Here is a 12,744-nt window from a genome sequence, read left to right as displayed (position 1 = left end):
ATTTCCTGAATGACTGTCCTTGCAGGCAAGGAGCAGGCGTAACTGCATCTATTTCCTGGGGCACTATGTGGCGAGGCTGCCGGCGGAGTGCAACCACGATCCTGACATCGGGCAAAAAGTTCGCCGGCTCAGACGCCGTCAGGCCTTCACCACCGTCTCTCTGGCTAGTCCGAGGCGGCCAAAGACATTGCGTGTGTCGACGATCAGAAGTGCGTGATCAGCGATCGCCTGATAGTCGATCGCGTCGTGGTCGGTTGCAACGACGACAGCATCGAAATCCTTCAAGGCCGCCTCGGTCAATTCGACCGAGCGACGCCCCTTGATCGCCATATGCTCCCGAGTGGTCGGGATCTCGGTAACATGCGGATCGTGGAATTCCGCTTTGCCGCCCCATTCCTCGATGAGTTCAATGAGCCGCAATGAAGGGCTTTCGCGGATGTCGGGCACATTCTTCTTATAGGCGAGCCCGATGATGAGAATGCGCGAGCGGCTGAGTGCCTTGCCGCAGCGCCGGTCCAGCGCCTTCGCCAATTCGTCGACCACATGACGCGGCATGGCCGTGTTGATCTCTGCCGCCAGCTCGATGAAGCGGGTCGGCAGTTCGTATTCGCGCGCCTTCCACGTCAGGTAGAAGGGATCGATCGGAACGCAATGCCCGCCAAGTCCGGGGCCAGGATAGAAAGGCATGTAGCCGAAGGGCTTGCTCTTTGCCGCCTCGATCACCTCCCAGATGTCGATGCCCATCGCACCGAGCACGACCTTCAACTCGTTGACGAGGGCTATGTTGACCGAGCGGAAGATGTTTTCCGTCAGCTTGACCGCCTCGGCGGTCGCCGTGGTGGAAACCGGAACGACGGTCTTGACCACGCTCTGGTAGAAAGCCTGCACGAGCGTTGCCGCTTCAATGCCGTCGCCTGCCACGACCTTGGGGATCGTCGCGACTTCAAAGCTGCGGTTGCCGGGGTCCTCGCGTTCGGGTGAGAAGCCGAGGAAGAAGTCTTTCTTCGAGTGCAAGCCGGTTTCTTCCAGTATGGGCTTGATCACGTCGTCGGTTGTGCCGGGATAGGTGGTCGATTCCAGCACGATCAGCTGGCCGAGACGCAGATGCTTCGCGATGGTGCCTGCGGTGTTCCTGACAAAGGAGAGATCCGGCTCACGGTTTTTCGTCAGCGGTGTCGGAACGCAGATGATGATGACATCGCAGACGGCCAGTTCCGCAAAATCCGCAGTGGCGCGGAACCGTCCGCTCGCCACCTGGCCGGCAAGGGCTGTCGACGTCACCGCCTCAATGTAGGATTGGCCGTTGTTCAAGCTCTCGACCTTCTGGGCTTCGATGTCGAAGCCGGAAACCGGGAAGCCGGCGCGTGCGATCGCAACCGCCAGTGGCAACCCGACATAGCCCAGTCCGATCACGCCGACTTGCGCGGCGCGCGTCGAAATCCGGCTCAGAAGACGGTCATATGTCGATCGTGAGGCGTCCAAAATCTGCTTCCCGTCAATTCGGACAGGCTGTCCGCTCCCATGGCGAGGCTCACCATGGTCCCAAGAACCATGGCCGAGGCATATTGCGGAAAATCGATTTCCGCAAGCCGTCGTCAGACCGGCACCTTCGCCTTCAGGCTTGCAGCAGCCAACGCATAGCCACCGGCCGCGCCATCGATGAAATGAACGTGATCGCGCTGCAACGGCGAGGCGACGAGGCATGTCATCAAGGCCGATTTCTGGCGGTGCAGGCCATAGTTGCAGATGCCCGCCTCTTCCGCCTGTTTCAGCCGGTTCTCGATCCGTTGCAACACATCCGCGTCAACGTCGATGGTCATCTTCAAGCCGTCGTCGAACTTCCGGAAATCCGAATTGCTGGCCACGTCGCGTTTGTAGATCTTCGGATCGAAACTGCCGATCGTCCAGCCATATCTATCGGTAACAGCCGTAAGCGTCATCAGGAACACTATCCACAGCTTCGACAGCCACCGCCATCCTGCCGGCGCCATGGCCCGCGCCTCGATATCGAGGCCGGCGGGCAGAAAACTGTAGCCCGGCCCGTTCACCGGCACCGGGTGGCCATCGCGTTCCTGCCTGCCGGCAAGGGCGATGATGTCGGAAGCCAGAAACTGAAAACCGCGCAAGTCGCGCGAAGCCCCCGGTATGGCTATGATCGAGACGATTTCGCCATGCCGGGCTTCGATCGGGTTCCAGCGGCAGGAGAGGCCGGTCAGATCCGGCCGCGCGCCGGCCGGGGCAGGATCGATGCGGTAGCGCCCCGCTTTCATCTCGGCTTCCGCCCAACTGCCGCCACCGCCGGCGAACATGGCATAGAAGACCGCTTCGGAGGCCTGGAACCTCGCCACGCGAACGTCGAGGCCTTGCGCTCTTATATCCTTTATCGGCACGATTGCGGCACGCAAGGTCAGGTCGAGTTCGTCCGCCACCCATCTCTGGACAGCCGCCAGCGCGTTGCGGGTGATCTCCAGCGCCGAGCCGGGAAACGCCACGAGCGCGCCGTCGCCGCCGAAGACAAAGGGAAGATCTTGCCGACCCAGCGCATTGAGCAGCGCCGAAATGACGCTGGCGCCGGCCATATTGACAGTTTTATAGCGCCCAGCCTCGATCGCCTTGGTCGAGCCGACGATGTCGGCGGTGGCCAGCGCCCAGCCATCGGGGAGAGGCCGATAGTTATCGATATCGGCAACGCTTTCGAACTTTGCGAAGACCGGCAAAGAAGCGACAAACGGGTCGGACGCGGCAGCTGTTTCCATGAGCATCAGATAGCACATTCCACTGCTTGAAGGTGAAGTCGATCATGCTTCGAAATTGACTTGCGCAGGCTTTCCGATGATAGGGTCCGGCGATGCGAATTGCCTTCTACGCGCCGTTGAAGTCGCCCAATCATCCGGTTGCCTCCGGCGACCGCCAGATGGCACGGGCGCTGGTCAAGGCGCTGGAACATGGAGGACATAGCGTCGAACTGGTATCCGAAGTGCGCTTCTATCTACGCGAACCGGAGTCGAATAGTTTCGATGCGCTCAAGATTGAGGCCCGAGAGGAAGCCGCGCGGCTGACCAAGCTTTGGGATCGTGACGGCAAGCCCGATCTCTGGTTCTCCTATCATCCCTATTACAAGGCGCCCGACCTGATCGGACCCGAGCTGACGTCGGCCTTTGCTGTCCCCTATGTGACAGCGGAAGCCTCCTATTCGAGGCGGCGCAACGTCGGTTTGTGGGCCGATACGCAAGCGTTGGTGGCGCGAGCCATCGAACAGGCAGCGCTGAACATCTGCTTCACGCAAAGGGATCGTCAGGGACTGACAGACGCGATTCCCGACGCCGCTCTCGGTATGCTTTCGCCCTTCATCGACACATCGGTATTCCAGGAATTGCCTGCACGGGGTTGTCCGACGCGCCTCGTTACCGTCGCCATGATGCGCCCGGGCGACAAAGTCGAAAGCTATCGCATGCTGGCGCAAGCGCTCGGTCGGATCGACCACCTGCCCTGGACCATGTCGGTCGTCGGCGACGGGCCTGCCCGTGACGAGGTCAAAGCGCAATTCGCCGGCTTGCCCGCCGACCGTATCGAATGGCTTGGCGCGATTGAGCCAGCCGCCGTGCCGGATGTCCTCTACGGTGGGGGAATTTACGTCTGGCCGGGTTACGGCGAGGCCTATGGCGTTGCCTATCTTGAAGCACAGGCCGCCGGCCTTCCGGTGGTGGCTCAGAACATCGCCGGCGTGCCGGAGGTCGTGCGGGATGGCCAGACCGGGTTTCTCACCCCGCCGGGCGATGTGGCGGCGTTCGCTTCTGCCATTGAAAGGCTTCTGGCCCATAACGACGAAAGAACCATAATGGCCGCGCAAGCCAGACGTTTCATCCTCGAAGAACGTTCCCTCGGTACTGCAGCGGTGCGTCTGGCCGAACTTATTTCGAGGATCCCGGCTTCATGACATCCGATCAGATCTGGCAGCCCTTGGTGGAAGAACTGGCGTGCCGGCAACGGGCGAACCGTAGGGCAGAGTTCTGGCTGCGCGACGACGACGCCGTGGATCCGACGCCTGCGCTTGATCGGCTGCTCGACCTAACCGATGAATTCGCTGTTCCGGTCACTCTGGCCGTCATTCCGGCCCTGACTGATGAGAAGCTTGCCGTCCGTCTTGAAGAGGCGCCGCATGCCACGGTCGCCATCCATGGCTGGGCGCACCGAAATCATGCGCCCGAGGACCAGAAAAAGCAGGAGCTCGGCGCGCATCGGCCACGCGAGGCGGTGCTCCATGACCTGGCTCGCGGGCTGTCGCACGTAACCGGCCTGCACGGCGCACGTGCCGTTCCGATGCTGGTGCCACCCTGGAACAGGATCGACGCCGGCTTGGTATCCGACCTTGGATCGATAGGATTTGCGGCATTGTCGGTCTATGGGCCGCCGAAGCCGGCTTCACTGGCGGTCATCAACAGCAATGTCGACATCATGGATTGGCATGGCACGCGCGGCTGCCGCGATCATGGCCTATTGGTTCAGGCTATCATCGCGCAATTGCAGCATGCATTCGACGGCGGCGAACCGGTCGGCCTGCTCACCCACCATCTCGTACATGATGAATCGGCCTGGCTTTTCCTCGAACGTCTGTTCACAGTCACCGCACAGACTGAAGCCTGCGCATGGCTTCCGATCAGGACATTGATCGGGCGCAGCGCCGGTAGGGGAAAATAGCTCAGCGCTTTTTGCGCAATGAGACTGGAAATTTGAGCGTCTGGCCATCCCGCGCGGCAAAAGCGCCGGCAAACCTGTCTTTGGCCAGTTTCTCGATCTCGTCCAGTTCCTCGTCGGTGCGTGCCGGATCGTGGTGAAACAGCGCAAGCCCCCGCGCACCGGCCGCCTCACAGAGCTTGACGCCTTGTTGCCATGTCGAGTGCCCGTTACCGCGGCGGCGTTCCATTTCCTCCTCGGTGTAGGCGCAATCGTAAATGACGAGGTCGGCATCTTCGATCAGGCCGAGCACCGCCTGATCGAGTTTGTCCGGCTCGTGCTCAGTGTCTGTGATCACCGCCACGACGCGGCCGCCCCATTCGACCCGGTAGCCTATGCAGCCGCCCGGATGGATAAGACTGCCGGTTCGGACCACCACCCCTTCGCGCGGCCGAAGCACGTCTCCGGATACGAAATCGCGACAGTCGAGGCTTGCCTTGCAGATCTCCAGTCTCACCGGAAACCACGGCGGCCGCATGAACTCATCGACCATCTGCCGGGTCGTCATGCGTCCTGCAAGATGCCCGGACCAAAGCGTAACCTTGACGCTCCGTTCATAGATCGGCGCAAAAGACGGCAGCCCGATGATGTGATCGTAATGGCAATGGGTGAAAAGCAGGTCGAAATCGGTCACGCCCGACGCCCGAAGCGCCCTGCCGGCAGGCCGTAGGCCAGAGCCCGCGTCGAACAGAAGCGTATGCTTACCGCATCGCATCTCAATGCAGATTGTGTTGCCGCCATAGCGAGAGAATTCTGGCCCCGATACCGAAATGCTGCCGCGCACGCCCCAAAACCTGACCAGGAAAACGTCGTCGTCCATGCTAACCCTTCGCAGTCCCCGTCGCCCATCGTAGCCAAACAACTGCTGCTAGGCGAGACAGGTTTCTCCGGGTGATCTTCTCAGCAAGAGGCCAGTGCCGTCACGACGGCGAGGATTGAGCGCAAGGTCATTCGTTATTTGGCGCTTCGTGCGTCGATCAGATCCGCGGTCGTATGGCTTAGGCGATCGGCAAGAACCCGCAATATCTCGATGGTCATTTCCGGAAACTCCTTCATAAGCCTCAGGAAATGGTCCTTGCGGATTCTCAAGGCTTCCAGCGGAATTGCCGCTCTGACGGTGGCAGTGCGGGAGCTGTTGCACAATATGGCGATCTCGCCAACAATCGAATTTGGCACCAGTTCGGCAACTTTTATCGGTCCGCTGTCGGAATCGACCAGAATATCCGCCCTGCCTGAAAGGATGACATAGGCGGCGTCTCCCTCGTCGCCCTGACGGAAAAGGATCTGGCCGGCGCTGTAGCTCACACGATCGGATGTGAACGCAAGCAGCTTGAGCTTTGTCGGCTCGATGCCAGAGAACAAGGGAACGCGTTGCAGCATTCCAACTTCATCCTTGAGCAGCATTGTCGCAAACCTTCCCAAAATTCGCGTTTGCCAGACTAGGGCAACGGACGCCCAGATGGAATCAATTCTGTTTCCGGGATGGCGAGACGAACCACGCGAAAGGTGGCGAACCCGATGTCGTGCGATCGGGCGATGCCGCCTGACAAAATGGGCGTCCGCCGGCCGGAAACCCGAAGAGCCGAGTGAATTTGCGGCAAATCCTTGATCCCATCTGAATGTCCGTTGCTCTAAGACAGCAGTTCCTTGAAGATACCGTTCCCTGCCAAAAGTGTCTCGTGTGTTCCGTCTTCCACCAATTGACCCGAGTCGAAGACGATAACGCGATCGAACATCACCCCCATTGCCGGATTCGTCACGACCCACACAATTGCCGGCGAATGGCCGTCGCGCCTGGCTTCCTCGAGCACGTTTCGCAGCACCTTGTCCTGCATGCGCTGGTCGAGCGCCGACAGCGGCCGGTTGAGAATGAGAAAATCGGGACGCTTGAGCAGGGCTCGGGCAACATCGAGCTTCTGTCGCTGTCCACCGGTCAGCCGCCTGCCGCTGGCGCCGACGTTGAAGTCCAGGCCGACATCCAGAAGCTCGGCATAAAGCCCCAGTTCGTCAAGAATGTCATAGACGATGGAGCGTATGCGGTCCGGAGCGTCGGGATGGTTGTTGCCCACACGCCCGAACAGGACATTGTCCATGACGGTGGCCGCGGCAATGTATTTGGCAGGATCATACCGTTCGATCGCATTTTGCAGCTCGGGCGGCAGGTTTTCATAGAACCGGTTGCGTGCATCGACGATCTTGCTCATCAGCTCGTCGCTCAGCAGGCCGAAGCGGTGCCGGGGCTCGATATAGGCAAAGCTCAAGGTGACGATCATGGCGCGGTCGTTCTCAGAAACCGCCTCGTGGGGACGGCTCTTGAGCCGTTGCAGCAAGGTTTCGTAGGCGGGTATCTCCTCGGCGCTCATGAAGGCGAGCTGCTGGAAGAACTGGTGATCGGGCGGCAGGTCGGCAAACAGCTCGATCGCCTGTTCGGCGATCTCCAAGCCCATTTCGTAGAGCGTGCGGTCGAGGCCGGCTTGCCTCAGCACAGAAGCAAAATAGGGATTGGCCGCCAGAGCCTTGTCGGCCAGTTGGGGGCCGGCGGCAGCGCCGAAGAGCAGGTTTTGACCGATCGTTGCTTCCTTGTTGTAGGCGCCCGGTTCGAAAGGAACCACCAGCCCGCTCAGTCCTTCGTGTTCCAGCCGGGTTCGCAGCGCCGCACGCAGTTCGACGATCCGCCTGGCGAGCTCCGTGTGACGCGTGAGGTCGGCCGAAGAGCGCAAGCCAAGATCCAGAATGTCGCGCGACAGAACAACCGCGTCGAGCACCCGGCGCACGGCTTCAAAGAGGTCGTGCGGGCCGGTAGCGCCGACGGAAGCATAGTTGATCCAGTCGCTATGGATATCAAGATCCGGATTGCCAGACCGGCGCGCCTCGTCGATGTTCCAGCGGTGCTGGTCTGCAGCGGCACCGTCATAAGACACCGATGTCAGCGGCGCATGCTTCAACCCGTAGAGCAGGTTATCGCGGATGCTTGCCTGGAACAGGAAAACATCCGACGAGGCATAGGACATGCGCCGGCCGGTCACTGCTTCGGGGAGTTCAAGCAGATCATCGGCGCCCGAAGCGACCCTTCCGCTGTCCGGCCAGTTCAGCCGCGCGAAGGCTTCTGCAAGCGCCTCCGCTCCACCTGTTGCGGTACTGACCAGCGCCACCGTCTCACCTGGCTGGACCTGGAGGGAGATACGGTCGAGGAGAATTGCACCGCCATCGTCTGCTATGGACAGACTGATCGCCGACAGGGGGTTGGTCATCGGATCGGGATCGTCGATCGTCAATGCCCCGATTCTCGGCGCCATGAGTCCCTCGACTGTGAACTGTTCAACGACCTGCTGATATTTGACCTGGACATCCTGCCGCGCCTGATCCCAGTCGATCAGTTCCTTCATCGGTCCAGGCAGATCCTTGTAAGCGCCAATCACGGCCACGAGCTGGCCGACGTCCAGCCGCCCCTGGATGACCAGGTACCCGCCGATCATGTAGAACAGAAAGGGCGTGAGCTGCGCCAGAAAATTGTTGAGGAACTTCACCATGAATTTCCATTGGTAAAGATCGAAGCGGATCTTAAAGATGAGCCCGAGCCGGGCAGCTATGTCGGCGCGCTCGTAGTTTGATGTATCGTGGACGTGAACCGCGCTGATGCCGTCGACGATTTCGCCAACCCGGCCCGAAAGCGCGCGCGCCGTCAATTGCCGTTCGCGCCCGAGTACGATCAGCCGCCGCCGCATTCGCGGGATGAGCACGATCTGGATCACCACGATCACGACTGCTATCATTCCGAGCCAGACGTTCTGGACCATGATGAAAAGCATGGCCGTCAGCGCCTGACCGCCGAGCAGCACCGGCTGCAGGAAGGCATCGCCGATGAAGCCGCCGAGCGGCTCCACCTCGTCCTTCACCATGGTCGCCACTTCGGCGGATTTCACCCGCTTGAAGTAAATCGGCGGAAACCGCAGCACACGATCGACCAGCTCGAAGCGGATACGCCGCAGCATGCGTTCGCCGAGGCGGCCCTTGTAGGTGTTGATGTAGAGTTTGAACAGGCCGTTGATGACGACTAGCAAGAGAAACACAATGCTCAGGGCAAGCAGCGTCTCCTTGCGGTCGAGCTGAAAACCGGAGAAGAACCGGACCTCTCCAATGAACGGCAGGTTATAGTGTAGCCTCATGAATGGCTGGGTCGCGCCCGGTTGCTCGAAGCCCCTACCTTGGATCGGGCCGTTGACGATCAGCTTCGGCAGGTCGAAGGACATGAAATACGGGATCATCGAAAGCAGGACGATCATCAATATCCAGATCTGCTGCTTCTTGGTGTGCGTCCAGATATAGCGGGCTAGGCTGGGTTCCATATGCGACTGTGGACCCTTCAGCTGGAAGGATGCAGGATGTAAAAGCACCTGCTGGTGAATGGCGTATCGGCAATTTCTACGTCGCCAACGACAAGCTCGAAGCTGCAGTGCACGGAGATTGTCCTGGGCTCAAACGCTTCGCGGCTTCCGTAGGGTTTTGGCGAAGAGCCGAGCACGAAGCCGCAGCTGCGCGGCTGGTGCTGGCGGATGGACGCCGATGGTCCGGACAGACGCAAGCGGCTCTCTCCGGCACCGGGCAATGGCGAAGCGGCTTGCAGCATAATCACGTCCGCGGATCAAACAGCCTTGCGGGAGGCAAGATTGCGTCGCCCGAAATCCCAACATACAAGACGAATATGATGGATGTCACGCAACCACGCAATGCCGACATGGACTGGCACGAGCAAGCCTTGGACCTCACGCGGGGAATTGCTGCCTATGTCAAATGCCCTCTCGTGGCAGGGCTGGCGCGCGTCATCACCAAGCATCCGAAGGCCGATATCGCCAACGCCTTCAACCACAAGCAGGTCGCCTGCAAGATGTGGGCGCTCGACAGGCTGTTCGAAAGCTGCGGCGGCCAGTTCGGTCGCATATGGGTTCTGGGTGGATGGTACGGCGTATTGCCGGCAATGCTTTTCAACGACGCCCGCTTTGACATCGCGGCGATCGATAGCATCGACATCGATCCCGAAGTCGCGCCAGTCGCCCGGACCCTCAACCGGGAAGCCGGTGACCGGTTCCGGGCGCTGACGGCAGATATGTACGCACTCGACTATGCGACCGGGCGGCCCGACCTGATGGTCAATACGAGCTGCGAACACATAGCCGATCTGCGCGCCTGGCTTGCTCTGCTTCCGCGGGGCACGAATGTGCTGCTGCAATCGAACGACTATTTCAGCGAGCCGACGCACATCAACTGCGTGGCTTCACTTGCAGCCTTCGAAGCAATGGCGGCGCTAGGGGAAGTGCGGTTCTCCGGCGAACTGCCGACAAAAAATTATACGCGCTTCATGCTGATTGGAACTGTCTAATGCATTTCGCCCAAAAGTGCGTAGCGGTTTTGGGACAACGAAAAACAAGGACTTGAAGCGCGTCGCACGAATCTCACCAGACGCGACGCGCGTTAGAGCAACTCCAGGAAAAGTGCGTAGCGGTTTTCCGTCCGGAATTGCGTCAAAACAAAGGGATAGAGCGGTTCGGCGTTTCCGTGAAACGATGAACCGTTCTAGGATCTATCGTCTGTTTGATCATGAACTTTTCCGAAACCGGGCCCCAGTTTTAGGGACCATGTTCGATACCGCTCGCGCAGGATTTGCGCCGAGTGACGCGCGCCTTCCAGATCGAGACGATGCGCGGATGGCGTCGGTCCCACAAGCGCCTGTTCGATCGCTTGCGCCAAACCCTCAGGCGTTAGATCCTTTTCCATCAGCACCGTTGCAAGACCGAGTTCTTCGAGCATCAGGGCGCGAACCGTCTGCTCGGTTTCCCCGCCGGCTGCAAATGGAACGAGCAGGGAGCGACAACCCGCGCGCAGGACATCGCAGACCGTGTTGTAACCCGCCTGCGAGACTGACAGGCGGGCGCCGGTCAGCAGGCTGGCGAAATCCTCGCGGAACCGGAAGATGGACAGGCCCGGCGTGGCACCGCGTGCGATCGCGTCAAACTCGTCTTTCGGCAGGTTTGGGCCGGTGATCAAACACCATTTCCAAGCGTTGTTGGCATTCCGCGCCGCTGCGATGGTGGAGCTGACAAGGCTCTTTCCGGCAGCCCCGCCGCCAACCGACACCAGAACGTCGAAGCGCTCGGAGGCCGCGGGCGACGGCGGCGCGGCAACGAGCCCTGTGTAGGTGACCTCGGCGCTGATCGCCCCAGCCAGTGGAAATGTCTTGTCGATGGCTGCGAAAGCCGGATCGCCGTGGACCATAACAAGGTCGAAATGCCTGTTGATGAGATCGACCGTTTCCTCGTTTCGGCCCAGCTTGACGCGCTCCTGAAGGATATCGCGGACGGACGTCGCCAGCAGCGGTCTGGGCGACGTCGCGTCGATGGCCTCGATCAGCGGCAAGAGTTCGAAACGCATCTGCCGGCGTCCAAATGGAAACGCCTCGACAATGACGATATCAGGCCTGCAATCCCGGAATGCCTGCAGCAGCATCTCTGAACGCCATTTCTTGAAATCATCGTCGATGGGTTTGCCCTGCAGGTCGACAAGTCCGGAAAATCCTTTATCACCGGAGGTGACAGGTGGCAGGGTTACAGATTTTAGACCCAGTCCCGGAAACCCCGCGATCGGCGCTCCGCCGGTCACGACGGTTACGTCAAACCCGTCATCGACCAAAGCCGCCGCAATGCGGCTGGCGCGCGCGAGATGGCCGATACCGAGCAGGTGCTGGACATAGAAGAAGGCGCGCAGCCGCTTCATTCGGCGGCCCGCCACTCCCGCTCGAACAGTTCCTTGAGCTGTCCAATGCTTGCCATATGATCGAAATTGCCGCGCACGCGCCGCTCTGCGGCGTCGCCGAGGCGGGCGCGCAGCACGGGATCACGGATCAGGCGCTCCAGCGCCTGTGCCAGGGCAATTGGGTTTTCCGTCGGAACCAGCAGCCCGGTTTCATCCGACGATAAAAGCTCCGGCACGCCGGAAATATCGGTCGACACGCAGGCAAGCCGCTGGCTAGCCGCCTCCACCAGAACATTCGGCAGACCGTCCCGGTCGCCATTTGCGGTGATCCTGCAGGCCAGGGCGAAGATGTCGGCGCAGCGGTAGTGCTCAAGCACCTCCTCCTGCGCAAGCGCGCCTTTCCAAGAGACGCGACCATCCAGGCCGAGCTTTTGCGCCAGCGCCTTGAACCGTTCCAGTTCCTCGCCGCCGCCGATATGCTCGAAACGCCACGCCAAATCACCAGGCAAGAGGGCAAGGGCCTCCAGCAAGGTATCGTAACCTTTCTTTTCAACGGCGCGCCCGACACTCAGAACGATAACCGGTTCGTCCGGCGCCGAGCCGTCATGCTGTTTTCGCGCCTCGCCGAAACTGCCGAAGCGATCAAGGTCGAGCCCATGATAGCTCAGATGCACAGACGAGTTGCCGTTAGCGAGTTTTTTCAGACGGTCGAAGCCGGTTTTCGTGCAAGTGACCGTCCAGCGCGCCGAGGAAAGCTTGCCAGCCAGATCCCAGTCCGGCGAAGTCCAGATGTCCTTGGCATGGGCCGAGCAGCTCCAGGGCAGGCCACGAAGCTGGCTGGCATAGCGCGTCACCGATGCCGGTGTGTGCGCGAAATGTGCATGCAGCCAGCCCGCGTCTTCCGGCCATTCGGCCGCCAGCACGAGCGCTTGCCCGAAGCGGCGCGCGCGATTGCGCGTAAAGTCGCGGGGGATATCAGCAGCCAGCGATCCGAGCGCGCGCCAGAAGCCCGGCCGCAGCAGATAAGCAAACAGCGAGCGAACTACGCGCAACGGCTCTTCATGCAGATATTCCGGCAGATAATGGACGGGCGCTTTGATCTCGTCATGAACGGGGTGGCGTTTTGCGTCGGTCGGCCGCCTGAGCGCGACGAGTACCAGATCGAACCCCGCACGCTCCAGACCGAGCAGTTCCTGCGCGATGAAGGTTTCCGACAGCCGCGGATAGCCCTTCAGAACCACGACGATCTTGCGATGTTGCAAC

10 protein-coding genes are annotated in these 12,744 nt (G+C 60.5%); 3 read left to right on the top strand and 7 right to left on the bottom strand.

The window, feature by feature from the left end; translation table 11 throughout:
- Positions 1-138 precede the first annotated feature (138 nt).
- Positions 139-1,482, bottom strand: a complete 1,344-nt coding sequence (locus ACSQ3Z_RS00110; RefSeq protein ID WP_436169404.1) for a nucleotide sugar dehydrogenase — start codon at positions 1,480-1,482, stop codon at positions 139-141.
- A gap of 113 nt (positions 1,483-1,595) precedes the next feature.
- A complete protein-coding gene (locus tag ACSQ3Z_RS00105; RefSeq protein ID WP_436171797.1) occupies positions 1,596-2,756 on the bottom strand; it encodes a DUF3095 domain-containing protein in 1,161 nt (386 codons plus the stop codon).
- Positions 2,757-2,848: 92 nt separating this feature from the next.
- Here ACSQ3Z_RS00105 and ACSQ3Z_RS00100 point away from each other — a divergent pair, with 92 nt between their 5' ends.
- Entirely contained in the window at positions 2,849-3,937 is a 1,089-nt protein-coding gene (locus tag ACSQ3Z_RS00100) for a glycosyltransferase family 4 protein (RefSeq protein ID WP_436169403.1), read from the top strand.
- Positions 3,934-4,698, top strand: coding sequence for a polysaccharide deacetylase family protein (locus ACSQ3Z_RS00095; protein ID WP_436169402.1), 765 nt, complete (start codon positions 3,934-3,936; stop codon positions 4,696-4,698). The genes ACSQ3Z_RS00100 and ACSQ3Z_RS00095 overlap by 4 nt, the downstream gene beginning before the upstream one ends.
- A 1-nt stretch (position 4,699) precedes the next feature.
- On the opposite strand, the gene ACSQ3Z_RS00090 is transcribed toward ACSQ3Z_RS00095, so the two are convergent.
- The 3 genes from ACSQ3Z_RS00090 to ACSQ3Z_RS00080 all read right to left on the bottom strand — a co-directional run bounded on the left by ACSQ3Z_RS00090 (position 4,700) and on the right by ACSQ3Z_RS00080 (position 9,080).
- The gene (locus ACSQ3Z_RS00090) at positions 4,700-5,554 is read right to left on the bottom strand and encodes an MBL fold metallo-hydrolase (protein WP_436169401.1); all 855 of its coding nucleotides are present in this window, start codon (positions 5,552-5,554) and stop codon (positions 4,700-4,702) included.
- A gap of 134 nt (positions 5,555-5,688) precedes the next feature.
- Positions 5,689-6,138 carry a cyclic nucleotide-binding domain-containing protein gene (locus ACSQ3Z_RS00085; RefSeq protein WP_436169400.1) on the bottom strand — a complete coding sequence of 150 codons (450 nt, stop codon included), beginning with the start codon at positions 6,136-6,138 and terminating at the stop codon, positions 5,689-5,691.
- Between the two features lie 227 nt (positions 6,139-6,365).
- Positions 6,366-9,080 carry an ABC transporter transmembrane domain-containing protein gene (locus ACSQ3Z_RS00080; RefSeq protein WP_436169399.1) on the bottom strand — a complete coding sequence of 905 codons (2,715 nt, stop codon included), beginning with the start codon at positions 9,078-9,080 and terminating at the stop codon, positions 6,366-6,368.
- A 356-nt stretch (positions 9,081-9,436) separates the two neighbouring features.
- On the opposite strand from ACSQ3Z_RS00080, the gene ACSQ3Z_RS00075 reads away from it, so the two are divergent.
- Positions 9,437-10,111, top strand: coding sequence for a class I SAM-dependent methyltransferase (locus tag ACSQ3Z_RS00075; RefSeq protein WP_436169398.1), 675 nt, complete (start codon positions 9,437-9,439; stop codon positions 10,109-10,111).
- Between the two features lie 194 nt (positions 10,112-10,305).
- On the opposite strand, the gene ACSQ3Z_RS00070 is transcribed toward ACSQ3Z_RS00075, so the two are convergent.
- The gene (locus ACSQ3Z_RS00070) at positions 10,306-11,502 is read right to left on the bottom strand and encodes a glycosyltransferase family protein (protein WP_436169397.1); all 1,197 of its coding nucleotides are present in this window, start codon (positions 11,500-11,502) and stop codon (positions 10,306-10,308) included.
- Positions 11,499-12,743 (bottom strand): glycosyltransferase, encoded by a 1,245-nt coding sequence (locus tag ACSQ3Z_RS00065; RefSeq protein ID WP_436169396.1) that lies wholly within the window; start codon positions 12,741-12,743, stop codon positions 11,499-11,501. Before ACSQ3Z_RS00065 ends, ACSQ3Z_RS00070 begins: the two co-directional genes overlap by 4 nt.
- Position 12,744: the final 1 nt, after the last annotated feature.

It is taken from the genome of Mesorhizobium sp. LjNodule214 (assembly GCF_964252735.1).
In the GTDB taxonomy this organism is placed as follows: Bacteria; Pseudomonadota; Alphaproteobacteria; order Rhizobiales; family Rhizobiaceae; genus Mesorhizobium.
This window is presented reverse-complemented; position numbering and strand designations above follow the sequence as displayed.